We start from the raw sequence: 26,922 nt of genomic DNA on the forward strand, positions 1-26,922 counted from the left end.
CTTCAACTACTATCATAAGGGTAATCGAATCCGTGCTATGACCGGAAGAAAGAAAGAAGACCATTCCATGAAGCGAACTTGGGAGAGTGAAAGCCAAGTTGGAACCTTATTTCGCAGGCGTCCGTGAGCATGATCAATGAAGCTGCCGACTTGTCGGAAGTAGGGTGGAACCGCGAATGTATCGTCCCTATATCTATACACTTTGTATAGATATAGGGACTTTTTTATGTTTCACACTAAGAATAGCCAAAAATAAAGGAGGGTTTTTATGTTATTTGATATGACGATTCCAGCAAGTGCGTTTACCGAAAAAAAGCTCAAAGTATTAGCAAGTATTCCACTGCAGGTTCGCCTTTTAAAGGATGAACAGCTTTTACATGAATTTACAACGAGTCCAGACCAAATGCTTTACGACTTATCTGATATTTTAGAAGCAGATGCCGTGGTCGAAGTGAAATTGATCCCCGGATCAGTTGTCGAGTTTTATCCTGTCGTCAATGCGTTATAAGAAAGGAAGAAAAAGATGAGTAAACTAACTGTGCAAGAGATGATTTTGACTTTGCAAAAATTCTGGTCTGAAAACGGCTGTATGCTGATGCAGGCCTATGATACAGAAAAAGGGGCTGGAACCATGAGCCCATACACATTTTTACGTGCAATCGGTCCAGAACCATGGAACGCCGCTTACGTAGAACCTTCTCGCCGTCCAGCTGATGGCCGCTACGGGGAAAACCCAAATCGTTTGTATCAGCACCACCAGTTCCAAGTCGTGATGAAGCCCTCTCCTGAAAATATCCAAGAGCTTTATTTAGAAAGCTTGCGTCTTTTAGGGATCGATCCATTAGAACATGATATTCGTTTCGTCGAAGATAACTGGGAAAACCCCTCAATGGGTTGTGCAGGTCTTGGTTGGGAAGTTTGGTTAGATGGGATGGAGATCACCCAGTTTACTTACTTCCAACAAGTTGGTGGCTTAGCGTGTAAGCCAGTGACATCAGAGATCACTTACGGCTTAGAACGTCTAGCATCTTATATTCAAGAAGTTGAAAGTGTCTACGATCTTGAATGGTCTGCAGGTGTCAAATATGGTGAGATTTTCCGCCAACCTGAGTATGAACATTCAAAATACTCCTTTGAAGTCAGTGACCAAGACTTGCTTTTAGGGAACTTCGATCGTTTTGAAAAAGAAGCAAAACGCTGTATCGATGAACGCTTAGTTCATCCAGCTTACGACTATATCTTAAAATGCAGCCATACCTTCAACCTGTTGGATGCTCGTGGCGCAGTCTCCGTCACTGAACGTGCTGGGTACCTCGCACGTATCCGTAATATGGCCCGTCAAGTAGCAAAACTATTTGTAGCAGAACGGGAAAACCTCGGTTATCCATTGCTTGATCCAGAAGTGGCGCAAAAACTGATTGAGGAGGGAAAATAAGATGGCACAAAACCTATTATTAGAAATCGGCTTAGAGGAATTACCTGCGCATGTCGTAACCCCAAGTATGAAACAATTACAAGAAAAAACGGCAGCTTTCTTAGATGCTCATGCATTACCTTATACAGCGATTGAAGCTTATTCGACACCTCGTCGTTTGGCAGTCTATGTCACTGGTCTTCCTGAAAAACAAGCCGATACACAAGAAGAGGTCAAAGGGCCAGCGAAAAAAATCGCCTTAGACGAAGCAGGCAATTGGTCGAAAGCAGCTCAAGGATTTGTTCGGGGGCAAGGCTTGACAACTGATGACATCACCTTCCGTGAATTAAAAGGTGTTGAGTATGTCTATGTAACGAAACATACCCAAGGTCAACCAACCGTTGAGGTATTGAAAGGATTGCAGGAAGTAATCACGAGTTTGACTTTCCCAGTAACGATGCACTGGGCAGACTACGATTTTGAATATATCCGACCAATTCATTGGATCGTCGCACTCTTTGGTGAGCAAGTCATTCCTTTCCAAATCCTTGATATTGTTACCGGACGCGAGTCAAAAGGTCATCGTTTCTTAGGTGAGGCAGTCACGTTTGATCATGCGGACGACTATTTGGAGAAAATGAAGCATCAGTTTGTCATTGCTGATCCTAGCGAACGTCAACAAATGATCACCGCACAAATCAATGCGATCGCTCAAGAAAACAACTGGCGGATCGATTTAGATGAAGACCTACTCGAAGAAGTGACAAATCTGGTTGAATACCCAACAGCTTTTGTAGGGGACTTTGAAGAAAAATATCTTTCTGTACCTGAAGAAGTGTTAGTTACTTCTATGAAAGAACATCAACGCTACTTCGATGTCCGCACCCTTGATGGAGAATTGCTGCCGCATTTCATCTCTGCCCGCAACGGGGATGCCGTGAAAATTGATAATGTCATCAAAGGAAACCAAAAAGTACTGACCGCCCGTCTAGAAGATGCTGAGTTTTTCTATAATGAGGACAAAAAATTGACCATCGACCATTGCGTGGAAAAGCTTAAGCAAGTCACCTTCCACGAAAAAATTGGTAGTTTGTATGAAAAAATGCAGCGTGTTGGATTAGCTGCACAAATCATCGGGAATACTGTTGGTTTAACACAAGAAGAACTGACTGATCTCCAACGGGCAGCTCAAATCTATAAATTTGATTTAGTGACAAATATGGTGGGAGAATTCCCTGAATTGCAAGGAATCATGGGGGAAAAGTATGCCTTGATACAAGGAGAAAAACCAACAGTTGCCCAAGCGATTCGTGAACACTACATGCCGATCTCAGCAGAAGGTGAACTGCCGCAATCGAAAATCGGGGCTGTTTTAGCCATTGCGGATAAATTGGACAGCTTGCTTGCGTTCTTCGCTGTCGATATGGTTCCAAGTGGTTCAAACGATCCTTACGCACTCCGCCGGCAAACGTACGGAATTATCCGCATCCTAGCTGAAAAACGCTGGTATTTCCCATTTGCTCAGTTACAAGAAGAGATTCGTGAAGCTATTAATGCCCAACCGGAAATTTTTGGTATTCAACTTGCCGCAGGTCAAGAACAAGTGACCGATTTTGTGAAAGGCCGTCTGCGTCAATTCTTACTCAGCAAAAATACGCGTCATGATGTCATTGAAGCTGTTTTAGGCGCACGCCAAGCAGATATCAGTACGCTATTTGAAACGGCTCAAATGTTAAGAGAACATTTGCAAGACACCGACTTCAAACCATCGATGGAAGCCTTGACCCGAGTAATCAATTTAGCGAAAAAAGCCGAATTGGAACAAGTAGCAATTGATCCTGCCTTGTTTGAAAACGACTCTGAAACTGCCTTGTATGAAGCGGTCTTAACAGTAGAGAACAAGTTCCCACATCAAACGATGGAAGAAAACTACCAAAGCTTAGTGGCACTGCGCCCATTGATCGAAGCTTATTTTGATCAAACAATGGTCATGGTGGAAGATGAACAGATTCGCCGCAACCGTTTTGCCTTGTTGGATAAAATCGCGAATATGAGTCTGGCAGTGGCTAGTTTAGATGCTTTGATTACAAAATAAAAAGCAGCTTGCAGTTGCACATTTCTGAATAAAAAAGCTGGAACTGAAAGAATCAGTTCTGGCTTTTTTTCTATGTTTCTCGATTTTTTTTGTACTTAGAATTGCTTTCTTGCAGTGTTAAATATTATATAATAAAAAACATTTTGACCCATTACTTTTCAAGGGATCGAACGATTCTTCGGCTTTAATGATTGGGGATTTGATGATGCTTATAATGATACAAAGATTCTCATCATACAGACCGATTCATTTTTCCATTGAAAATACGCTGAAACGATAGGTGCAATAAAATAGCCTGACAGATCACAAAATGATTTGTCAGGCGAATGTTTATTTGCGGGTCAATTTTACCACCACTTCGCAGCGTGCGGTTTGTGGAAACATATCTACTGATTGCAGATATTCTACGTGAAACACTTTGGCTAATTGGACTAAGTCTCTTGCTAAAGTGGAAACATTACAAGATATATAGACCATCTTCTTCGGTGGTTGTTTCAGCAAAGCTTGCAATAATCGTTCATCCAAGCCTGTCCTTGGCGGATCAACAATGATGCTATCAGGTTTGAAGCCTTCATTGAACCATTTTGGTAAGAGCTCCTCAGCAGTTCCCGTTTCATAATGGGTATTTTGGGCACCAATACGGTGGGCATTTTCTTGGGCATTTTCGATCGCTTGAGGAATAATGTCCATGCCGCGGACTTCTTTGGCATAAGGTGCCACACTCAACCCAATCGTCCCCACACCACAGTAAGCATCAACAACTGTTTCATTTTTGCTCAAGTCAAGGGCTTTTAACCCTTCTTGATACAAGACGCTGGTTTGCTGCGGATTCAGCTGGAAGAATGCGCGGGCGGACAAATCGAAGGTCAGTTCATTCAACCGTTCTTCGATTGCTTCTTTGCCCCAAAGATGAATCGTTTCCTCTCCCATGACGACGGACGTTTTTTTGTTTTGCACATTTTGCATGATGGAAACGACTTGCGGCAAGCGCTGATTGATCTCGCGAATCAGCGCATTTTTTTGCGGCAGTTTGACAGAATTGGTAATGAAAACAACTTGGACTTCGCCAGTGGCGATCCCGATGCGAACCATCAATGTTCGTAAAATCCCGCTATTTTTTCGTTCATCGTAAATCGGGATCTGGTATTTGTTCAACAATTGGACGATGCCGTTGATCACTTTTTGCGTATCTTGTTCTTGTACGAGGCAATCATCAATGGCGACTAAGCGATGAGACTCCATTTCGTATAAACCCGCTTCGATTCGTTTGGTTTGACTGTTGTAACGCAATTGAAATTGTGCTTTGTTGCGGTAATGCCAAGGAACATCCATGCCTAAAGTATCCCTTAGTTCAAACTGTTGGTAACCTTTTGGCTTAAATTTTTCAAGTGCTTGTTTCAATAGGTCTTTTTTGAAGTCTAATTGTTTGTCGTAGACTAAGTGCTGCAATTGGCAGCCGCCGCACCGGTCGTAAAACTTGCAGGGTGGTTGGATGCGATCGCTGCTTGGCTTGATGATTTTGGTCATCTTAGCTTCAGCAAAGCGGGGAGAGGCTTTGGTGACTTCGGCAATGACCTGTTCCCCCGGTAGAACACGGGGAACAAAGATGATCAGCTTTTTGTAATACCCGATGCCTTCTCCGTTGATCCCCAAGCGTTTGATCGTTAGTTGTAGTTTTTGTCCAAGCTGGACTTGTGTATTTGCCATGTGAACTCCTTAAATAAAATAGTCAGTTCATTTTACCACATTTTTTCAGCTTGATTAGAAGGAATTTCATCGTAGTTGTGGTAAAATAGAATGTACGTTCGCGAGGTGAAGAAGATGAATACAATTATTCGTATCAATAAAGGAAAAGGACCATTTTATGAAGTGGCGACATCAGAAGGTGAAACGCTGCGGGTCTCAGAAGATCTTTTGGTCCGTTTTCGGCTATTAAAAGGCAAGGAACTGAGTGAAGAAGAATTAAAAGAAATCAAAAAAAGTGCGGGGTTTGATTTAGGATTGCAGCAAGCCATGAACTATATCAGCTATCAGCTGCGTTCTGAAATGGAAGTCCGTACCTATTTGAAAGACAAAGAAATCGAAAAACAAGACCGAGACTTAGTCGTTAAACGTCTGAAAGAGTTGAATTTGATCGATGACAAAAACTACGGAGAAAGCTACATTCGCACCCAAGTCCGCATGAGTGATAAAGGACCCGTGGTCATCAGTCAGCAATTGAGAAAAAAAGGATTAAAAGATCCCGTGATTCAGGAAGTATTGCCTTTGTATACCGAGGAAATGCAGTTTGAAGTCGGGTATCATACGGCTGAAAAAGCGATGCGTCGTTTTCACAACAAAAGCCATAAAGAAATGATCCAAAAGATAAAAATGCATTTGATGCAAAAAGGTTTTCATCAAGGAGTCATTCAGATGATTTTGGATGAATTACCGATGGAAAAAGATGAGGACCAAGAAAATGAAGCGCTCCAAAGAGAAGGGGCCCGACTTATGCGGCGGCATCAGCGGTTACCATTGATGAAACGAAAAATGAAAATCAAGCAAGGCCTTTATCAAAAAGGGTTTGCCATCGATGATATACAACGATTCTTAGATGAGGAAGTAATGGATGAGTAAGCAATGGGAAACTTGGGATGAAGAAAAAATCAAGACGTTCCAAGAAACATTTTTAACTTGGTATCATAAAGAAAAACGCAATCTGCCTTGGCGGGCGACCAACGATCCGTATGCAATCTGGATCTCAGAGATCATGCTTCAACAAACACGAGTGGAAACAGTGATTGGCTATTTCTATCGTTTTATGGAACAATTCCCGACGATCCAAGACTTGGCGGCAGCCGAAGAACAAAAGCTTTTAAAGGTTTGGGAAGGTTTAGGTTATTACTCTCGTGCCCGTAACCTTAAGGCTGCTGCACAGCAAATCGTTGCCGAATTCGACGGAGAAATGCCCCAATCAATTGAAGAGATTCGCTCATTAAAAGGAATTGGTCCCTACACAGCTGGAGCCATTGGCAGTATTGCTTTTGGCTTGCCAGAACCGGCAATCGATGGAAATGTGATGCGGGTCGTCAGTCGGTTATTTTGTATCGAAGCAGATATTGCGAAAGCCAGCAGCCGAAGACCATTTGACGAGGCGATGAGAACAATCATTTCCCCCGATGAACCTGGTGAGTTTAATCAAGCCTTGATGGATCTTGGCTCACGAATCTGTACACCCACTACACCGAAATGTGAAGAGTGTCCCATCAGTCAGTATTGTCTTGCTTATGCGGAGAATCGACAAACAGACTTTCCAGTGAAATCGAAAAAAGCAAAGCCAAAAGATGTCTATTACATCGCAGGCGCCATCGAAGATCAAGGCTCGTTTTTACTCGTGCAGCGACCTGAAACAGGCTTATTAGCTTCTATGTGGCATTTTCCTTTGGTAGAAGTGACGAAAGAACAGTACGAGGCTCTGCAGCGAACATGGGCAAAAGAGGAGCAGCTGCAGTTGGATTTGATTGCCGAAGATGATGCGCTCGAAATTTTTCCTGATCTGCCTGTCGTTTGGCAAAAACGACATTTTGGCGAGATCACTCATATCTTTAGTCATTTGAAATGGCACGTCCTTTTATTTTACGGCAGAAAACGTGGAGAGCTCACGTTACAAGACAGCGAATGGGCAGCAAAAGAATCCTTTCAAAACTATGTTTTCCCAAAACCCCAGCAGAAATTGGTGGATCAATTAAAGAAATATCAGAAACTCGATAAAGATTTCTAGGCAAAGCTTTCTTTTATTGCTATAATATTAACGATGTCGGTGTAATGAACACCCAAACAAAACGCAAGTTTTCTTGCTGAGGGAAGGGTTGCTATGCGAGTTCCAAAAGAAGGAGAGTTTGTCAGCATTCAAAGCTACAAACATGACGGCAATTTGCATCGAACGTGGCGGGATACGATGGTCTTAAAGACCAGTGAATTCTCAGTGATAGGGGTCAACGATCATACATTAGTGACCGAATCAGATGGAAGACGCTGGGTTACCCGTGAACCAGCAATTGTATATTTTCATAAAAAATACTGGTTTAATGTTATTGCAATGATTCGAGAAAAGGGGGTTTCCTATTATTGTAATCTTGCTTCACCGTATTTACTTGATGAAGAGGCATTGAAATATATCGATTATGACCTTGATATCAAAGTATTTCCTGATGGCGAGAAACGTTTACTAGATGTGGATGAGTATGAATTGCACAGTAAGATTATGCAATATCCGCAAGACATTGATTTTATCTTAAAAGAAAATGTCAAAATTTTAGTAGATTGGATCAATAATGGCAAAGGACCCTTTTCGCAAGGGTATGTGGACATTTGGTATGATCGCTACAAGCAGTTGTCTCAAAAATAAGTAAAATGGGTCGAATCGCTCATTTTCCCTAAGAAACTTCAACCAAGTTGGTTGGAGTTTTTTTGTGTTTCTAATGGAATGCTTCAATCAGCAGGTTTTAAGTTCTGTTTAAGCTGACAGTCCCATGATAGAGAGACCAAGAAAATTAGTGGGGGAAGCACATGAAGAAAAAAGGGAAGCTTGTTATCGGGACCACCATGATTCTGCTTTTTGCAGCGGGGTTTGCTGTGTTGAGAAACGACCAATCCGCTCGTGAGGAGAGTCAAGAAAGTACTTCTCAAACTGAGCTTAACGCTCAAACTGAAGAGACCGCTCAGACTGCCAGTATGGTTCAAATTTATGTAGATCCCTCAGAATACGATGCAGCGATTGAAAGTGAGAACGATTATGTACCGATTTATCAGTCAACAAGTCAAGAGACAGTCATTGGGAAAATCCATCGGGGAAGTTGGGCAACCTTCATCAGTCAAACAGAAGACATGGTTGAAATTCAAACAGACGATGGGGTAACTGGTTATATTGAAAAACAATCAGCATCGATTCAAGAAGTCGCGCTTTCGGCAATCCCAAAAGATCTATCGAACTTCAAAGTCGTCCTTGATGCAGGTCACGGCGGCGAAGATTCTGGGGCACTGTCAACGGATCAAACGATCATGGAAAAAGACTTGACGCTAACAACGGTCCAAACGATCGGCGAAGTGTTGACAGAAGCAGGTATTCAAGTCAGTTATACACGCACTGAAGATCGTTATCTCTCGCTGTCTGATATCACCGCTGCTTCGCTTTCAGAAGAACCGGATTTATTTATTAGCATTCATTACGATAATTCAGAAATACCAAACAGTAATCAAGGACTGACAACTTACTATTACTATACTGGGTCAAAAGAGATGGCAGAAACGATCACTGCCAATTTGAGTTCTTCGGTGGCATTGAGTTCCAACGGCACTCGTTTTGGTAACTATTATGTGTTGCGAGAACAATATCTTCCAGCAGTATTATTGGAGTTAGGCTATTTGAACAGTGACAATGATTTGGCAATGATTACAAGTGAAGGGTATGATCAAAGGGTGGCGCAAGCGTTGCTGACAGCGATTGAAGAGATCGTTGAAGCAGAGGAATAAAAAACGGCGACTACAAAACAGAGGAAGGATCTGTTTTGTGGTCGCTATTTTAAGGAATCACTTCTCGTTAAAGGTTTTGCTCATTTTGATATGGGGCATATCTGCGTCTAAAAAGACATCGCCTTCAGGCTGATAGCCTAACTTCAAGTAAAACTCTTTTGCGGTTATTTGTGCCCCTAAAGTGACTTTTTTGATTCCTTGTTTTTGAATGAAGGCTTCCGCACCTTCGATCAGTTGTCTGCCATAACCTGAACCTCGATGAGCAGCGGGGACCGCCATTCGCTGCAACTTCACTTCATGATCAGAGATAGGTAAGAAACGCAAGGTTGCGACTGCTTCATTATCGTCGTCATATAAGACAAAGTGGACTGCCAATGCTTCATTTTCATCTACTTCCAATGCTAATGGAACACCTTGCTCTTTCACGAATACTTGATTTCGTATTTTCAATGACGCCAAATAAATGTCACTCAGCGTATCTTTTGTTTGTGCAATATGCATAAAAAACTCACCTCAGCTAAGATTTCTCCGTTATTTTTAATAGTATACCACTTTTTTTACAAATTTTTTTTGTTTGCGGCTAAAGTCGCAAGCTTTTTTTTTCAAAATCATCTATAATGTTATAAAAAAGGGAGGGAATCTTTTGTTCGACAAATTCAAACAATCAAAACTGTTCTTTTGGTCATTGGAAGCATTGGTTTTAGTGACACTCGTGTTTGTGTTAAGTAAAGTCAATTTTCTATTTGCACCGATCGGCACGTTTTTTTCTACTTTATTTGCACCAGTATTGATTGCTGGCTTTCTGTATTACCTGCTAAATCCAATCGTCTTATTTTTGATGAAAACCACAAAAATAAAACGACTGTTTGCAGTCATATTGGTTCTGTTGTTATTAGTAGCAGCAATCATCTTGATTTTCGTCAGCGTTATTCCTAATCTAGTGAGTCAGATTACTTCATTGGCGGAAAATATTCCAACATTTGCCAAAAATATGGAAAGTTGGATCTCAAGAATCGCAGATGATCCATTTTTCAAACAAATCGATATCGCGCAGCAGTTAGAAAACCTAAATCTTTCTTATGGTTCTTTGCTGCAGCAGTTTCTTAGTGGGTTATCCACTAGCTTAGGATCGATCGTCAGTACGATTGCTTCCGCGACGATGATCATCGTTACAGTACCATTCATCCTTTTTTACATGTTGAAGGATGGAGAAAAGCTAGTTCCTAATCTGAAAACTGTCTTTCCAGAAAGAAGACGAGATCAGATTGTTGGGTTGCTAGGTGACTTAAACAAGACATTATCCAATTACATTAGTGGGCAAGCGATCGAATGTATTTTTGTCGCTACCTTCACGTTTATTGGTTACTGGATGATCGGCGTTAACTATGCCTTTCTTTTTGGGGTAATTGCAGGCGTCACAAACTTGATCCCTTATTTAGGCCCATATCTTGGTTTGATTCCGGCGGTGTTAGTGACGGTCTTTGATGAACCATTTCGCGCATTATTATGCTGTATCGTGGTTCTGGTCGTCCAACAATTAGACGGAAATGTTATTTACCCGAATGTAATCGGAAAATCATTGGCGATCCATCCGTTAACGATCATTTTGGTCTTATTAGTTGCTGGAAATCTAGCTGGCTTGCTGGGGATTTTCCTAGGTGTGCCATTTTATGCGATTTGCCGAACGATCGTCGTCTTTATTGTTCGCCTGATCAAAGACGACAAAATTAAGAAAAATCAGGAACGGTTGATCGAATAATCAATGACTGGTGTTTTTTATTGCAAAGAAAAAAACTTTGTGATAGGATTTTATCGTGGGCTAAGCCCACGATTTTTTTTAGAAAATGAAAAAATAAGGAGAGAATGCTATTATGAATGCTGACCCCGAGAGTCAGTCGCTTCTAGCGCAAATTTTATTATTGATCGTTTTGACATTGATCAACGCTTTTCTAGCGGCCTCTGAGATCGCAGTTGTCTCAGTTAACAAAAACCGTGTGGAGCAAAAAGCGGAAGAAGGAAATGTCAAATCACAAAAATTATTGAAAATCATTGATAATCCAACAAATTTCTTGTCAACGATCCAAGTTGGGATTACCTTGGTGAATATTTTATCTGGGGCATCTCTGGCAGATACCTTGTCGACCCGTTTGGCACCTTTATTAGGTGGAGGGACGGCGGCTAAAAGCTTAGCGAACATTATTGTTTTAGCGATCTTGACGTATGTGTCGATCGTTTTCGGTGAGTTGTATCCAAAACGGATCGCCATGAACAAATCAGAAGAAGTTGCCCAGTTCACTTCTGGTGTCATTCGAACGATCGGGATTATTGCAAAACCTTTCGTCTGGTTCTTATCTGCTTCGACAAGTTTATTGGCGCGCATCACTCCAATGGAATTTGACGATGAAGACACGAAGATGACCCGTGATGAAATGCGGTATATGTTGGAAACAGAAGGGGTCTTTGAAGAAGATGAATTAGAGATGCTGCAAGGGATCTTTTCATTAGACACGAAAGTCGCCCGGGAAGTCATGGTTCCTAGAACCTCAGCCTTTATGGTGGACATCAATGACTCAGTAGAAGAAATTTTGACTGAAATTTTAGCAGAAAATTATTCTCGTATTCCTGTATATAATGAAGATAAAGACAAAGTCGTAGGGATTCTACATACCAAAAATCTTTTGAAATGTGCGTACAAATACGGCTTTGATACGATGGACATCAAACAAATCCTGCAGGAACCATTGTTTGTGCCAGAAACGGTCTTTATCGATGATTTGCTTTATGAATTAAAGAAAACCCAAAACCAAATGGCGATTTTGCTTGATGAATATGGCGGCGTCGTTGGATTGGTTACACTAGAAGACTTGCTAGAAGAAATCGTCGGCGAGATCGATGATGAATCAGATGAAGTCGAAGAGCTTTATGAAAAAATCTCTGATAAAGAATATGTCATCCAAGGACGCATGTTGATCGATGATTTTAATGAAGCCTTCAACATGAGCTTGCATATGAGTGATGTGGATACGATGGCAGGATATTTGATCACTGCTTTAGGATTAATCCCCGATGAAGGAGAAAAACTATCCTTCGAAGTGGACAATGTGAAGCTGATCTCTGAAGAAATGGAAGGATCACGCGTCTTGAAGATCCGGGTGATTTTCCACGACCCGGAAGAAGGGGAAGTGGAACCAGAGGAAGAGCGGCGCTATTTCCGTAAAGATTTTGAGGAAGATGAGCCTCGCCGTTAAAGTTCCGTATAAATGAAATGAGAAAGACCAAGGCAGTTGCTTTGGTCTTTTTTGTTCGTTTTTTTACGTATTCCCCTTGATTTGTATGGAAGAAACGGTTACGATAAATTTATTGAATAATACAGTTTAAAAACAGATAAAAAAACACGTGTATCTTATCGTTAAGCAGTTTGATTGCAATTTTCCGTAAGAAAAGCGAGAATATCCATAGAAATATAATGAGAATGAGGGGCTTGAAATGAAATTTTACCGTATGCTTAGTGAAGATATCCGTTACAATTTGGCGACTGAAGAGTATTTGATGAATAACGTAGATGTTTCGGAGCCTTGTCTTCTGTTATACATACAAAAACCATGTGTTATAATCGGCAGAAATCAAAATGCGTATCAAGAGATTGATTTTGACTATCTAAGAAGCCGTAAGATCGTTTTGACTCGCAGAACGTCTGGTGGTGGAGCGGTTTATGACGATCTAGGCAATATGAGTTTTAGTTTTGTCACCAAAAAAGATGCCACGAGCTTTGGTGACTATCAAAGTGCAACACAACCTATCATGAAAGGCTTAGCGGCAATGGGAGCCAAGGATGTTGAAGTACATGGCCGTAATGATCTGTTCATTGATGGGAAAAAGTTTTCTGGCAATGCGATGTATACAAAAAAAGGCCGGACGTATTCCCATGGCACATTGATGTATGATGTGGATCTAGAAGAATTGACGAAAGTTCTACATGTTGCCCAAGAAAAAATTGCTTCTAAAGCAACGAAATCAGTTCGGAAAAGTGTGACGAATATCAAGCCCTTTTTGGCAGAGCAATACCAATCAATGGATACCAAGGAATTTCGAGATACACTGCTTTGCCGAATCTATGAAGTAGAATCGATTGATGAAATCAGTGAGCAAGAGATCGTCTTAACGGAAACCGATCGACAAGCGATCCAAACACTGTTTGAAGAACGATATGCCAATAATGAGTGGATTTTTAATGAAGCGCCTGCTTTCGAATGGCAAAAAAGAAAGCGGTTTGAGCAGGTTGGGATTGTTGAAGTCGATTTTACTGTCAACAAAGGCAAGATTGCAGCGATTCAAATTACCGGTGATTTTTTTGGACAAAAAGAGATCAGTGAACTTGAAGCGATGTTGCAAGGTATTGATTTTGAAAAAAGCACCATTAGCCGCTTGCTAGAGGGAATCGCCATCGATCAGTTTATCCATCAGATGACCGCTTCTGAATTTTTAGCATTGCTGTTTGATTAGGAGGAAAAAGATGTTAGAAGCGATCAATCTCACAAAGCGTTACGATCGAAAGGTTCTCGATGGTTTGTCTTTTTCTGTTCAGGCAGGAGAAATCGTTGGGGTCGTCGGCAAAAGCGGCTCAGGAAAATCGACGTTGTTGCGGCTTTTAAACTTGATTGAAACCCCAGACAGCGGGGAATTACTTTTTGATGGCAAAAAAATCGATACATCGAATAAAAAGCATCTGCTACGTGCACAACAAGAAATCGGCATGATTTTTCAAAATTACAATCTGTTACACAATCGAACCGTTTTCGAAAATGTCTATTTGCCCTTGAAGTTAATGGGAAAGTCAGCAGATATGGTACTTGAGATGCTTTCGTTTGTTGGCATGGAAGATAAGGCCCACATCTATCCGGCCAAGTTAAGCGGCGGAGAGAAACAACGAGTGGCTATTGCACGGGCTTTGATCCGTGAGCCAAAAATCTTGCTGTGTGACGAGCCCACTAGTGCGCTGGACGAAGATACGAAAGCCGATGTTCTTGCTTTGCTGCAAAAAGTTCAACAGACGTTTCAACCAGCTGTCGTCTTTGTCAGTCATGAGCTATCGGCCGTCCGACAAATTTGTCAACGTGTGTTTGTATTGGAGGACGCCGTCTTTGAGGCGGAGTTTGCCAATCAGCCACAACCAATCGTCCGCATTGAAAGCTCTTATGTGAACAAAGTGGAGAGGAGTCTGCTGCATGACGATCAGTGAGAGTATTTTGTATTATCTGCCTGAATTGCTGCAATCTTTGAAAGAAACAGCGATCATGATGGGCATTTCGATGCTCGCAGCCATTGTCTTAGGTCTACCGTTAGGTGTCTGGCTTTTTCTCAGTCGCAGCCGAGGGAAAAAAATCTCATTTCTTTATGAGTGTTTGAATCTCATTGTGACGATCATCCGCTCGTTTCCTTTTTTATTATTTGTTGTAGCGTTGATCCCGTTGACGCGGATGCTTTTAGGCAGCTCATTTGGACCGATTCCCGCCAGTTTTCCTTTGAGCATCGTTGCTATGAGTATTTTTGCTCGTTTGACGGAGCAAGTGCTGTTGGATGTTCCAGAAGAAGTTTCTTATTTGGCGAAATCTCTTGGTGTCAGTCAATGGCAGTATGTTTGGTCGTTTTTACTAGTGGAAGCTAGAAGCGGCTTGATTTTATCTTTAACGACGACAGCAGTCAGCATGGTTTCTTATTCGACGGTGATGGGGATCGTTGGTGGCGGCGGTATCGGCGATTTTGCGATCCGTTATGGGTACCAGCGTTATGAGTATGGCGTGATGTATTTTGCAATTATCATCATGATTCTTTTGGTCTTTATCCTGCAAGGGATTGGCAATCAAGCAGCAAGAAAACTTGATAAACGAAAATAGGAGGAATGAAAGTGAAAAAAGGATTTGTTTTAGGATTGAGTGTATTGGCATTAGGTGTATTGGGGGCTTGCGGTACAGGTTCTGATGAAGCGAGCGAAGAGAAAATCATCAAGGTCGCTTCGCAAACGACGCCAATGACCGATGTCGTAAAGGTTGCAGCTGAAGCAGTGGAAGATGGCTGGGAAATCCAATTGGTCCAAGTCAATGACAATATCCAGTACAATGAGTTGCTGAATAATGACGAGGTCGATGCTAACTTTGCGCAACATGAACCATATATGCAAATGTATAATGAAGAAAAAGATGCAAACCTAGTGGCACTAGATAAAATCTACAACGCAAAAGTCGGTTTTTATTCCAAAGAGTATACGAATATCAATGATATTCCAGAAGGAACGAAAGTCGCATTGCCAAATGATGTGTCCAATGAAGGTCGAGCATTAGCGATTTTAGCAGAAGAAGGATTGATCACCCTTAAAGAAGGCGTTGGTGTCAATGGAACACTTAAAGACGTTACCGAAAATCCGAAAAATTTTGAGTGGTTATCTGTCGATTTACTGAATCTTGCGGAAGCCTATGATGAACCAAACGTATCTTTGGTATACAATTACCCAACCTATATCGCGAAAATCGGTTTGAAACCAGCAGATGCCCTTTTCTTAGAAAAGACCATCGATGATCGCTTTGCTATCTCATTGGTTGCTCGAGAAGACAATCAAGATTCTGAAAAAATCGCTGTATTGCGCCGTGCCATGACTAGCGATAAAGTTCGTGAGTTTTTAGAAAGCGAGCATAGCGATACCTTATTGCCAGCATTTTAATTTATTTCTATCAAAATGGAAGGAGCGCCCTTTGCCTAACTCTCTAAAAGAGAGTAGTCAAAGGGGTTTCTTGTCTTTTTTTGCTTTTTTATCACCCTTATCCATGATATACTGATTTGGTCAGAAAACTAGCGACAGTCTAAAATAGACACTGTTCGCATTGTAAATACAAGAAATGGAGCAATAGAATCAATGGATAATCCAAAATTAAAACAACAAGTCGATAGTCGCCGTACCTTTGCGATTATTTCCCATCCGGATGCGGGGAAAACAACCATTACAGAACAATTATTATTATTCGGTGGCGCGATTCGCCAAGCTGGTACGGTCAAAGGGAAAAAGACTGGTAATTTCGCAAAGTCCGACTGGATGGAAATCGAAAAACAACGGGGGATCTCCGTTACCAGTTCCGTTATGCAGTTTGATTACCAAGGCAAACGGGTCAATATTTTAGATACCCCTGGGCATGAGGACTTTTCTGAAGATACCTACCGTACCTTGATGGCGGTGGATAGTGCTGTCATGGTGATCGATAGCGCAAAAGGGATCGAAGCACAAACGAAAAAACTCTTCCAGGTCGTTAAAAAACGTGGTATTCCGATTTTTACTTTTATCAATAAACTCGACCGTGATGGCCGCGAACCATTAGAATTATTAGAAGAACTAGAAGATCTTTTAGAGATCGAATCATTTCCAATGAATTGGCCGATCGGCATGGGGAAAGGCTTGGAAGGACTGTATGATATCCACAACCAACGGGTCGAATTTTACCGTCCTGACAATCACGGTGGGGAACGTTTAGTTGCCCTAGATGAAAATGGTCAATTCCCAGCAGATCATCCATTTGCCGAAGATGGGCTGTTCCAACAAGTTTTAGAAGAAGTGGAATTGCTGCAAGAAGCTGGCGACGCCTTTGATACAGAAAAAATCGCTCGGGGCGATCAAACCCCTGTATTCTTTGGTTCTGCTCTCACAAATTTTGGCGTACAGACCTTTTTAGAAACCTTCTTGACTTTTGCACCAGCACCTTACGGACATAAAACACTAGCTGGTGAGGAAGTCAGTCCTTATGAACCAGAAATGTCTGGGTTTGTATTCAAGATCCAAGCAAACATGAATCCTGCCCATCGTGACCGGATCGCCTTTGTCCGCATTTGTTCAGGAACCTTTGAACGAGGCATGGACGTTACTTTAGAACGTACTGGCAAAAAAATGAAACTCAGCAATGTGACTCAATTTATGGCTGATACCCGTGAAAATATTGAAGAAGCTGTCGCCGGAGATATTATTGGTGTCTATGACACGGGGAATTATCAAATCGGTGACACGATCTATGAAGGAAAACTAAAAGTTGCTTACGAAGAGCTGCCATCGTTTACTCCGGAACTCTTTATGAAAGTTACTGCGAAAAATGTGATGAAGCAAAAATCTTTCCATAAAGGAATCTATCAGTTGGTCCAAGAAGGGGCTATCCAGTTGTACAAGACGTATCTTAGTGATGAGTATATCATCGGTGCTGTCGGGCAACTGCAATTTGAAGTTTTCCAATATCGCATGATGAATGAGTACAATGCGGAAGTCATCATGACCCCAATGGGCCACAAGATCGCCCGTTGGATCGATCCGAAAGACTTGGATGAGCGTATGAGCTCCAGTCGTAACATTTTAGCGAGAGACCGTTTCGACCAGCCATTGTTCTTGTTTGAGAATCAATTTGCGATGCGTTGGTTCGCAGATAAGTATCCAGATGTCGAATTGAAGAGTTTGATGTAAGAGCCGTTTCCCGCGAGCCTGTCTAGGTATGCGCAACTCTGTACGTAAGGCTGATCTTTTTGAATTGAACGATCGTAGAAAGTCCTTTCTTATCAAAATGGATAAGAAGGGGCTTTTTTTTGCTGAAAACGTGCTTTTGATACAGAAAGAAGGCTGTGTGGTTGGGGCAATGGTCCAATGATCAGACAATTATCCTAATTTATAAACATTCTTTTAAAAGAAGATAAAAAGAGTTGGAAAAAGAGCGTAGTATTAAATATGACCGCAAGGAAGTGCACTTGAAATGAATAGAAAAATATCATAGGCACATTTGGTGATTCAGGAAATTTTCACTTGTTTGAAAGTAGAGGGAAAGCAGAGAATAGATTGCCAGTGATAGAGGTCATTTAATCATTTGATCGAGGGACAAGTTCTTTTTGTCAGATGCTACTAGTGAAGACTAAACTTTCTTTATCTGAGCATGATTCGGTTATAGCCCTTAAAACTTCATTTGAAGCACTTCTAACAGATGGCTTAAGTTTTCAGTTGGTGAACCATGGTTTCATAACTCCAAAATGAATTAGTCTCATTGCTAGTCTACTAGTTATCTATAGATCGATTTTGCTAAAGCGAATGATTATTTGTTAAATAAAAGTGATTTTTGAAAGAAGAAAGGGGACCATGTAGTGCTAAAAAGTTTGTTATTTATATTTTCGGCGATATTTTTCTTTCCAACAGTAGAGGCTGCGGCTGATGAGGTTTCCGAAACGTTGATTTTTGATTTGAACACGATTGACTTTAAGGACGAACACTATTATTTGTTGAAAACCACACAAGATCTTCAGCTGACCGTCGATAGCAACGGCAGTGAAGGTGCTTTTGGCGTAGAGATCACAGCTGTCGGGAAGGCATTTTCAGCAGAACTAAACAGCGTGAACGGTTCGGAAGAGAAAATCATTCAGATTGAGGATACTGATGAAGCATCAATGATTCTTAACGTAGCTGCAACATTGAACATAAAGGAATATCTTGATTCCAACTCTGAGTACTACCTATCAGTCACTTTTACAGCAATTGATGATTCAGAGACCTTTACGAAAGATATAAAAATGAATCAGACGGATGAGGAAAAAGAAGAGATATCGGATGAGAATTTAATGACTGAAGACCAAGACGATGAAAAGCAAGAAGACAATGGCATCGAAGATGATTCTGAGAGCCAAAAGGAAGAAGCAGAATCTATTTACGACGAGCAAGCAAACTTGGAAGAAGACTCGCTTGATAAGGATTCTACCAAACTAGAAGATTCAATCAGTGATGTTGAGGATGAGGCTGGTACTGAGTTTTTTTTAGGGAAGAAAAGCCAATGTGAGACAGCAACATTTTTTTCAAAAGAAATGATCATTGAAAAAAATATGTTTAGATTTATATTAGGAAAAACCGCTTATTTGATATGAGCAGTTTTTCTTGTCTCACTTCTTCTATTTCTTCCTAAAGAGGAAACCATGGAGAGAAGATACGCAACATTTCTTTAAAAAGGAATCTCTCAATAATTGATGACCAATGGAATAAGTAGAAGCAGAACAAAAGAGAGGAACTAGCCCTCTCTTTTTCTTTTTGATTTTAAAATGTAGATGACTGCAGTTGCTAGCGCTGCAATGAGAACAAAGATGATCCAGATAAGGATTTGATTATTTGTCTGAACGTTGGCAGCGTTCGTTGGACGGTTCTCTTTTTTGAAGTTATCCAAGTCCTCTTTCTCATAAGAAAAAGTAGTGGTGATCGCTTTTCTAGTTGTTTCTATTGTTAAACGGTATTCGCCTTCAATAAGCTCACTATCGTCTATTAAAGGAATCTGCATTCTTGATTTGGTTAACGGCGTTAAAAGAACGGAATCTGCTAACTCTCCAGAGGCAATTGTTTCTCCATTTGGGTTTATTAGTTCGTAGAGCGCATTGTTTAGGTTGCCTAAAATAGGATTATAGTTGAGGGCATAAAATTGTAGGTTTATCGTGTCCTGAAGAGCAACAAATGAGAAATCTTGATAAATAATATCTTGAATATCCTCATATTTGCTAAAAATTAAGTTGATAAAAATGATAGACTCGTAGGCAGACGCAATACTAATAGAATTTTCAGCTGTTTGAACACCTAATATTTGCTTAAAATTAATTCCACCCATTACAGTACCTTCAAGCTCTATGTCGTCTGGAACATTTATGGTAATGCTGACACCAACAGATTCATTAGGAGCAATTTCTATTTGATTCTCTTCGTCTATAGCTTCTGAAGCGATAGTAACATAATTTGAAAAGTCGTATTTATCATCGAGAAGGTTCTCTGTATTCGAAGTGTACAAAATAGAGGATTCTCTTGAAATAGCAGTTGAAGCAAAGGGAGTGACCACTATTGATGAATCACCAGCTCCGATGTTTTCCAATTTAATTTCAAATGTATACTTTTTATCAACATCAGAAGGAAGAGTAATAGTATTTCTTGATGTCTCATATTCGGTATCGCTAAGCGATAGTTTTAAAGTATTCGTTGTCTCATTCGCTGCTGCAATACTTATATTTATATTTGCGATTATTGTCAATATGAGGAAGAACACAGAAACTCTTAGAAAGGAGTCTCTGTGTTTTGATATTTTATCCATATGTTATCCTTTTTAAGAATTAAAGGTCTTGGCCATTGTCTAAGTCAGTAGTATCTGATGCAGTAACTGTGATAGTGGGTGTGCCATCTAGCAAAGCAGTTTGACGATTGAATGTGAAAGTTGTATCTACGCTGGTAGCTACTGATTGGGAAATAGCTTCTGCTTCAACGGCAACATCACCATTTTCGGTGATAACGATTCCTTCAGAATCAGAAGAAACTGTAATTGTAACTTTATTAACTGAACGAGTTAAGTTTGTTAATGTTCCGCCAACGTTTTCAATAGTTCCTGTCATTGTTCCGTTGACAAATAATGCTGGACTTATTTCGAACGTTTCGTTTAAATTCATATCATTAAATGCAAAACTAGATGTTCCTTCTGTTATAGTAACAGCAAATGGAACAGAGGGAACCTCTGGCATAGCAACATCTGCTGACGCAGTGATTCCTCCTACTAGTAGTAAAGATGTTGCCAATGTAGTACCCAAAATAACTTTTTTCATAATAAAACCTCACTTTAATTTTTGCAGATGATTTACTGCTTAAATAAAGTATACAATGATGATGTATTAAGTTATTATCCGTTTTTGCGCTATTTTTAATGAAAAAGTAGAAAGTATTTTATTAATCTGATTTTTTATAAAATAATTTAATCAAATTTTCTAGTAGTCAAGTGATGTTGATTATCAAGTCCACATATTTTTCTGTGTAGCAATTGTCCGTGCGGTAATGATTTATATGAAAATAATTTTGTTGCAATGTTACAATTTGGCTAATATTTTAAGTCAAGATCTTCTCAGAGTTGAAAGAATTGTCGTTCCAACTACGATTCGACCTAGCAAAGTAATTATATTGTTATTCGTAGTCTCTGAGAATTTGCTCTGAATCAGTCGCTATCAGGGGAATCAGTTCTGAAGATTCATATCTGTTATTTCTTTCGTGAACATCTGCAATTCAGTAGAATACAATCTTCTATCATTTTTAAGATACTATTTATAGAAGTAGTTTTACGAGTATGAACTATTGCATAGGTGGGGATTGAACGTATTGTTCTATTTATGCATTTCTATTGAATGGGCAATCAAAGTCATAGATTTGAAAATTATCAATTAATGTTTTTATTCAATTTGTAATCTGTACCTATAAATCTTCTACCTTAACGGGACAGAGATATTAAAGGTTGCTTCAAGCTTAAAATTATAAATCCGTACTTGTTTCATTTTAAAAATATCTCAAAAAAATTAGCTGTTTAGAATTACTATCTCATTAATACTAGATTTTAGTAGGATTCATAATATTAGGAGAATATACAATAAGACTCTTTGAAGAAACCTTAGAGTTTTTTTGTCTCTTTTATTTTTATGAAGTTGCTACTCGTTTCTAATTAACAGGTCTTTTAGTCAGTAGAAAGAAAAATGAGGAACAATGATTATTTTATTTGTAGTTTTTTTGAAAAAAAGACGATAAAAATCGGCTGGTTCTTACTATATCCTTAATAGCAGAGGATCAAAGTTCTTTTAAGGAGTGAATCAAAATGCTGCAAACCAGAATAAATTTCAGTCGAAAAAAGAATGCTACCATGTTGACTGTGCGCTTTTTCAGCAACAAGACGAATACGATTTTAGAGAGAAATTTAATTGTGGATCAAGAAGATGATCGCCAATCGGTTCTTGACTACTTAGCACAATCACTAGGGGAAATCAACATCTTGCAATACTCTTCGAAAAACGTTTTGTGTATCGCTGAACGTTCAAGGTTAGAAAAAGCAGGCGGCAGTCATCGATTGGAACATTTTTGGGGAGATGTGATCAGCTATATCGTTGAGTGCGTGGATAAATCTGGTGTTCATTATGATTTGCATGTCATTGGCAATGTTGATTCGGATGATGAAGAAATCATGCGGTCAATCAATCAAATGAGTGATGAATTGTCGATCATCAACATTTATGAATACAAAGATTGCTGGCTAAAAAGAGAAGATATTTTATTACAAGCTCTTTGAAATGAACTTGATTCCTCAAAGAAGTTTGTCCAGCTAGAAAATGATTTTACTCTCCAAGTCACTTACCAATCAATGAAAGAATACGAATTTTTTCTAAGTTTATGGAAACAGCTAATTCACAGGTTCTTTTTCATGGTTTCCAACACTTTTATGTTACAAAAAATAAGAATCGTTTCACAAGTTTTTCTCACCCGTACTGTTTTAAAGAAGAGGGGATTTTTCTGAAGTTTTTATTAAAATTGTCCGTTTAATGAAAAAAGAGGCTTGAATTTAAGTTTATTTTACTATAATTGGATACTGGGATACTTTTTAAATAAGGCGGGTAAAAAATTTTGGAGTATATAGAAAAATTGTATAGGTTTTATTTAACCAAAAAACAGGTAGATAAATTAACTGTTGTTAGAAATATCATTTTGGAGAAGCAGCTGTCTCTCGATAAAATATGTGAAACGACAAACAAATCTTTGTATCAGGTGAAAATATTGATCAATGAAATCGCCGAAGATATGAGAGAGTTTACGACTTTTGACGAGTCAATTTTTTTGCTGAAAAAGAGAACTGTTTATTTGTCACGAGAATTAAATGAAGAACAAAGCCTGCATATTTTTGTGAATCTAAAGAAAAAATATTTCTTAGAATCTCCTTATTATCGTCTATTATCCTATTTGTTAAGAAAAAGAAAGACCCGTATGGTGGACATCTCGGAAGAATTGATTTTTAGTATTTCTTATTGTTATAAATTGATCAGCTATCTTAAGAAAATGCTGGTTATCCAAAATGTTCCGATTACTATCAATAACAATACAGATTCCATTGATTTGACAGGGGCAGAGCCGTGTGTGAGGATGTACCATTATTTAGTTGAGATCATGGCTTGTAATGTATACATCAATCAGCGAACCCGTGCCAGCGTTGAATTAGCAGCTAAAGAATATGAGCCGTTAAAAACCACGAAAGTGAAGCACGACATTATGTTTTCAATCATTGAAAATGCGGTGTTGAGAGGCTATATTGTCAACGAGTTAGACGATGCTTCCATCACTATTTATGAGCAAATCAAGCAACTAGATGGGGAAAAGCAAGTGATCAAGCTGCTGCCGATCAGAAGTCAGCAAGATATTGAGAAAGAACAGATTTTTTATCATTTCTGGGTTTTTCTTTTCATACCTGAAACGATCTCGGATCAAGAAAAACTACTTTTGGGCCAAAAGCTGAGAAATCTTTTAGGAAATCCGCTGGTCGAATTTTCTGCCGATGTTGTAGCTGTCTTGTCGCAAAAGTATAATCTTTCTAAAGAGATCGAAGAATTCATTACCTATGAATTAGTGATGAATACATGGGGCTGTCTTCATCTCTTTTTGGATAGTTTTGTGTCTACTGAAGATTTGTCCTCTACGAACGAACGAGTATTAGAGGTGGAAGAGCTGATTGCAGCTGCCTTGCAGCGCCATTCGTTTGTAATAGAAAAAGAAGCCCTCTTCTTAAGGAAAATCGCTCAGATCACAGCGTCTTATTTACCTATCCAGGAAGAGGAACCGATTCGCATTGGTATTTCTCTTTTGAACCATCCAGAATATATTCCGGTCATTAAAAACAAACTGTTGAAAATTTACAATGAAAATGTGATTCACTTTAGTTCGAATTTAGGAGACTCAGATATATTGGTTTCTGATGGCGTGCTAATCCATAATGAGTCGCAGAAATTCACATTTTTTGGCAATGTTCATAGTACCAAGGATTGGCACAATCTAAATGTGATGATCCAGTCGATGATTTCTAATAAATATACTTGAAAAGAGAGCGTATGGCTCTCTTTTTTTACTTGAACATCAGGTATCGTTGATCGAAGTACTAACCAAAAGAAGGAAGAGAGAAGACAAAAAAAGATATCTATAAAAGAGGGCTGCGACAGTCACCTTTTATAGATATTTTTTAAACCCATGATCAGGCAAAGCTAACGTGATGAGGATAGCGTTTTTTTGATGGAGATTTCCACCACTTCGGGCATTTGGATCACAGAGATCGTTGCAGGATCATAAGAGCCATCAGGTAATTTTTTCAAGAAGTAATTTTTGATTTCTTCAACTTCCGTCGGGCGAATAGTTCTTTTTTTATTGATCAGCAAAATTTCATTGTGGTTCGGCGCTGAGGTAAAGATCACGGTTGTATCTCCGGCTGTGTAAACCTTTACAAGTTCCGCGTCGGTATTTTCAAGTTGATTCAATACTAGTCGAGAATGGCTGTTCGTAACATTGATTAATTTCACCAGACTCACCTCACATTCTATGTATTTATTAATAACATTATAGGGCGTTTTTTTTCAAAAGAAAAGCCAGACAACTCGGAATTACCCAATTTTTTGGCAAAACATGGTTGTCTGGCAAAGGAAACGTTTCGTTACACGTTTTGGCAGCTTGTTACTCGTTTGTTTCCGATGCTTCTTCTTCAGAAGCCGGATTGGCTTCTTCAAGAGGTGCAGGGGACTCAGCGGAGGTCACAATGATTTTATCTGCATCTTCTAATTGTGCTTTTAGTTGATGTACTTGTGGATGCTCAAGATAAAATTCTGCAATGCCGTCTTCGATTTGATCTTGGATGGTTCTACGCAATGGGCGAGCCCCCATCGTTGCACTGTAACCAAGATCCACCAATTTTTCTTGCACGTCTTGTGGAACGTCGATATGCAATTTTTGTTGGTTAAGGGTTTGATTGACTTCATGCAGCATGAGAGACACGATCGATAACAAGTTTTCCTTGCTTAAAGCTTTAAATTCGATGATGCCGTCAAAGCGGTTGAGAAACTCTGGTGTAAAGTAATTATTCAATTGATTCAAAACGGAACGAGTGATACCTTCACGCGCCGCACCGAAGCCAACGTTAGCTTCAACTTTGCCGGTTCCGGCATTACTTGTCATGATGATCAAGGTGTCCTTAAAGCTGACGGTACGTCCTTGAGCATCGGTCAAGCGACCATCATCGAGAATTTGCAAGAACATATGCAATACATCAGGATGGGCTTTTTCTACTTCATCTAATAGAATCAAGCTGTAAGGATTCCGACGAACTTTTTCAGTCAATTGACCTGCTTCTTCATAGCCAACATAGCCTGGAGGAGAACCAATCAATTTGGATACACTGTGTTTCTCCATGTATTCTGACATGTCGAAACGAATCATTGATTCTTCAGAACCAAACATTTCATAAGCTAATTGTTTTGCTAATTCGGTTTTCCCGACACCGGTTGGACCGACGAATAGGAAAGAGCCGATCGGACGGTTTTGTTTGCCTAAACCGACCCGATTTCTGCGGATCGCTTTTGCAACTTTGTCGATTGCTTCGTCTTGACCAATAACTTTAGCTTTCAAGTCATCCGCAAGATTCCTCAACTGGGTTTGTTCTTTTTCTTTTAATTCCCCAACAGGGATATTTGTCCGTTCTTCAACAATTTGTTCCATGTCTTTTTCGGTGATGACAGGCGTTTCTTCTTCGCTGATTTGACGTTCTTTCATTTTTTGAAGCTTGTTGATTTGATCGCGATAGTAAGCAGCTTTTTCAAAATCTTCTTCTCGAGAGGCAGCTTGTTTTTGTTCTTCCGCTTCTTGTAATTTCTTTTCGATCGTTTTTGGATCAACGATTTGGATCGTCAAGTTTTTCTTCGAACCTGTTTCATCTAGCAGATCGATCGCTTTATCAGGCAAGAATCGATCTTGAATGTAACGGTTAGAAAGGGTAGCGGCAGCTGCGATCGCTTCATCCGTATATTTCACATGATGGTAATCTTCATAACGCGGTTGTAGGCCTTTTAAAATACGAATGGTTTCTTCCACAGAAGGTTCATCCACACGTACTGGTTGCAAACGCCGTTCTAAAGCGGCGTCTTTTTCGATGATGCGGTATTCATTTAACGTCGTTGCTCCGACCATTTGTAGTTCTCCACGGGCAAGAGCTGGTTTTAAGATGTTTCCAGCATCCATATTTCCGTCGCCGGCTGCACCAGCGCCAACGATTTCATGGACTTCATCGATAAACAAGATCACATTTTCCGCTTGCTTGATTTCTTCGATCAATTTTTGGATGCGTTCTTCAAATTGGCCACGAATACCTGTGCCTTGAACAAGCGACGCAACGTCCAAACGAATAACTTCTTTTTCCATCAATTTTTGTGGCACATCACCATCAACGATTTTTTGGGCTAACCCTTCAACGACGGCAGTTTTCCCAACCCCAGGTTCACCAATCAATACAGGATTATTTTTGGTTCGGCGATTAAGGATCTCGATCACGCGTTTGATTTCTGAATCACGACCGACCACTGGATCGACTTCACCATCACGAGCCATTTGAGTGATATTGATGCCATATTCTCCCAGCAGACCCGCAGGTGCTTGGTTATTGCGTGGTGGTTGCCCGCCAACAAAACCGTTACCGCCAGTTTGTGTCGGTGGGGTTTGTTCATAAGGGGTATTTCCTTGCTGCATTTGACGAGACATTTGACGGAATAAATCATCAAGATTGCCAAATCCAAAAGGATCTTGCGCCATTGCAGCTGCAGCATTCCCAGATTGTGCTTTTAATTTTTGGTAACAACTTTGACAATAATCGAGTTGTTTTCTTTGACCATTGACATTGGCATATAAATGAATTGAAGCTTCATTTTTGCCGCAATTTTGACAAAGCATAGATTCACGACCTTTCATATTTGTTCCAACAACCCTATTTTACGGCGCATTTGATTGCTTGTAAAAGAAAAGGGGCTGTGGGCAAAGTAACGGTCACCT

General features: G+C 40.0%; 23 protein-coding genes. 17 read left to right on the top strand and 6 right to left on the bottom strand.

The window, feature by feature from the left end; translation table 11 throughout:
- Positions 1-268 precede the first annotated feature (268 nt).
- From IGI89_RS12110 to glyS, 3 genes are read left to right on the top strand one after another with little or no spacing between them, the layout of a single operon-like run.
- Positions 269-508 (top strand): hypothetical protein, encoded by a 240-nt coding sequence (locus IGI89_RS12110; protein ID WP_008378255.1) that lies wholly within the window; start codon positions 269-271, stop codon positions 506-508.
- Between the two features lie 15 nt (positions 509-523).
- The gene (glyQ, locus tag IGI89_RS12115; protein WP_005225852.1) at positions 524-1,435 is read left to right on the top strand and encodes a glycine--tRNA ligase subunit alpha; all 912 of its coding nucleotides are present in this window, start codon (positions 524-526) and stop codon (positions 1,433-1,435) included.
- A 1-nt stretch (position 1,436) separates the two neighbouring features.
- Positions 1,437-3,509 carry a glycine--tRNA ligase subunit beta gene (gene glyS, locus IGI89_RS12120; RefSeq protein ID WP_430601012.1) on the top strand — a complete coding sequence of 691 codons (2,073 nt, stop codon included), beginning with the start codon at positions 1,437-1,439 and terminating at the stop codon, positions 3,507-3,509.
- Between the two features lie 330 nt (positions 3,510-3,839).
- Here glyS and rlmD read toward each other — a convergent pair whose 3' ends face one another.
- Complete coding sequence (rlmD, locus tag IGI89_RS12125) at positions 3,840-5,216, bottom strand: 23S rRNA (uracil(1939)-C(5))-methyltransferase RlmD (protein WP_008378249.1); 1,377 nt, start codon at positions 5,214-5,216, stop codon at positions 3,840-3,842.
- A 114-nt stretch (positions 5,217-5,330) separates the two neighbouring features.
- On the opposite strand from rlmD, the gene recX reads away from it, so the two are divergent.
- From recX to IGI89_RS12145, 4 genes are all read left to right on the top strand, one after another.
- Positions 5,331-6,125 carry a recombination regulator RecX gene (gene recX, locus IGI89_RS12130; RefSeq protein ID WP_430601011.1) on the top strand — a complete coding sequence of 265 codons (795 nt, stop codon included), beginning with the start codon at positions 5,331-5,333 and terminating at the stop codon, positions 6,123-6,125.
- Positions 6,118-7,269, top strand: coding sequence for an A/G-specific adenine glycosylase (gene mutY / locus IGI89_RS12135; RefSeq protein ID WP_016610228.1), 1,152 nt, complete (start codon positions 6,118-6,120; stop codon positions 7,267-7,269). Before recX ends, mutY begins: the two co-directional genes overlap by 8 nt.
- A gap of 93 nt (positions 7,270-7,362) precedes the next feature.
- Complete coding sequence (gene ntdP / locus IGI89_RS12140) at positions 7,363-7,896, top strand: nucleoside tri-diphosphate phosphatase (RefSeq protein ID WP_005225863.1); 534 nt, start codon at positions 7,363-7,365, stop codon at positions 7,894-7,896.
- Between the two features lie 161 nt (positions 7,897-8,057).
- Positions 8,058-9,020: an N-acetylmuramoyl-L-alanine amidase gene (locus IGI89_RS12145; protein WP_016612206.1), complete on the top strand. Its 963-nt coding sequence runs from the start codon at positions 8,058-8,060 to the stop codon at positions 9,018-9,020.
- Positions 9,021-9,077: 57 nt separating this feature from the next.
- Here the strand turns inward: IGI89_RS12145 and IGI89_RS12150 are convergent, their stop codons facing one another.
- Positions 9,078-9,521 carry a GNAT family N-acetyltransferase gene (locus IGI89_RS12150; protein WP_005235519.1) on the bottom strand — a complete coding sequence of 148 codons (444 nt, stop codon included), beginning with the start codon at positions 9,519-9,521 and terminating at the stop codon, positions 9,078-9,080.
- 142 nt (positions 9,522-9,663) lie between these two features.
- Here IGI89_RS12150 and IGI89_RS12155 point away from each other — a divergent pair, with 142 nt between their 5' ends.
- The 8 genes from IGI89_RS12155 (at position 9,664) to IGI89_RS12190 (ending at position 18,944) form a co-directional block, all read left to right on the top strand.
- Positions 9,664-10,779: an AI-2E family transporter gene (locus IGI89_RS12155; protein ID WP_008378242.1), complete on the top strand. Its 1,116-nt coding sequence runs from the start codon at positions 9,664-9,666 to the stop codon at positions 10,777-10,779.
- Between the two features lie 112 nt (positions 10,780-10,891).
- Positions 10,892-12,268 carry a hemolysin family protein gene (locus IGI89_RS12160; protein WP_005235523.1) on the top strand — a complete coding sequence of 459 codons (1,377 nt, stop codon included), beginning with the start codon at positions 10,892-10,894 and terminating at the stop codon, positions 12,266-12,268.
- A gap of 238 nt (positions 12,269-12,506) precedes the next feature.
- Positions 12,507-13,523, top strand: coding sequence for a lipoate--protein ligase (locus IGI89_RS12165; protein WP_005235525.1), 1,017 nt, complete (start codon positions 12,507-12,509; stop codon positions 13,521-13,523).
- 10 nt (positions 13,524-13,533) lie between these two features.
- Positions 13,534-14,259, top strand: coding sequence for a methionine ABC transporter ATP-binding protein (locus tag IGI89_RS12170; protein WP_101699142.1), 726 nt, complete (start codon positions 13,534-13,536; stop codon positions 14,257-14,259).
- Positions 14,246-14,914, top strand: coding sequence for a methionine ABC transporter permease (locus tag IGI89_RS12175; RefSeq protein WP_005235530.1), 669 nt, complete (start codon positions 14,246-14,248; stop codon positions 14,912-14,914). Before IGI89_RS12170 ends, IGI89_RS12175 begins: the two co-directional genes overlap by 14 nt.
- A gap of 5 nt (positions 14,915-14,919) precedes the next feature.
- Positions 14,920-15,735 carry a MetQ/NlpA family ABC transporter substrate-binding protein gene (locus IGI89_RS12180; protein ID WP_430601010.1) on the top strand — a complete coding sequence of 272 codons (816 nt, stop codon included), beginning with the start codon at positions 14,920-14,922 and terminating at the stop codon, positions 15,733-15,735.
- 192 nt (positions 15,736-15,927) lie between these two features.
- Complete coding sequence (locus IGI89_RS12185; RefSeq protein WP_430601009.1) at positions 15,928-17,508, top strand: peptide chain release factor 3; 1,581 nt, start codon at positions 15,928-15,930, stop codon at positions 17,506-17,508.
- Positions 17,509-18,173: 665 nt separating this feature from the next.
- Positions 18,174-18,944 (top strand): hypothetical protein, encoded by a 771-nt coding sequence (locus IGI89_RS12190; RefSeq protein WP_061054249.1) that lies wholly within the window; start codon positions 18,174-18,176, stop codon positions 18,942-18,944.
- A gap of 140 nt (positions 18,945-19,084) precedes the next feature.
- Here IGI89_RS12190 and IGI89_RS12195 read toward each other — a convergent pair whose 3' ends face one another.
- Both IGI89_RS12195 and IGI89_RS12200 read right to left on the bottom strand, forming a co-directional pair.
- Positions 19,085-20,143: a WxL protein peptidoglycan domain-containing protein gene (locus IGI89_RS12195; protein WP_430601008.1), complete on the bottom strand. Its 1,059-nt coding sequence runs from the start codon at positions 20,141-20,143 to the stop codon at positions 19,085-19,087.
- Between the two features lie 19 nt (positions 20,144-20,162).
- Positions 20,163-20,645: a hypothetical protein gene (locus IGI89_RS12200; protein ID WP_005235554.1), complete on the bottom strand. Its 483-nt coding sequence runs from the start codon at positions 20,643-20,645 to the stop codon at positions 20,163-20,165.
- Positions 20,646-21,676: 1,031 nt separating this feature from the next.
- On the opposite strand from IGI89_RS12200, the gene IGI89_RS12205 reads away from it, so the two are divergent.
- Complete coding sequence (locus IGI89_RS12205; RefSeq protein WP_430601007.1) at positions 21,677-22,144, top strand: hypothetical protein; 468 nt, start codon at positions 21,677-21,679, stop codon at positions 22,142-22,144.
- 473 nt (positions 22,145-22,617) lie between these two features.
- Positions 22,618-23,937, top strand: a complete 1,320-nt coding sequence (locus IGI89_RS12210; RefSeq protein ID WP_223347168.1) for a helix-turn-helix domain-containing protein — start codon at positions 22,618-22,620, stop codon at positions 23,935-23,937.
- 161 nt (positions 23,938-24,098) lie between these two features.
- On the opposite strand, the gene IGI89_RS12215 is transcribed toward IGI89_RS12210, so the two are convergent.
- Both IGI89_RS12215 and IGI89_RS12220 read right to left on the bottom strand, forming a co-directional pair.
- Entirely contained in the window at positions 24,099-24,410 is a 312-nt protein-coding gene (locus tag IGI89_RS12215; protein ID WP_008378223.1) for a DUF1827 family protein, read from the bottom strand.
- 151 nt (positions 24,411-24,561) lie between these two features.
- Complete coding sequence (locus IGI89_RS12220; protein WP_430601626.1) at positions 24,562-26,823, bottom strand: AAA family ATPase; 2,262 nt, start codon at positions 26,821-26,823, stop codon at positions 24,562-24,564.
- Between the last annotated feature and the right edge of the window lie 99 nt (positions 26,824-26,922).

This window comes from Enterococcus sp. AZ141 (assembly GCF_051714385.1).
GTDB lineage: Bacteria > Bacillota > Bacilli > Lactobacillales > Enterococcaceae > Enterococcus_D > Enterococcus_D entomosocium.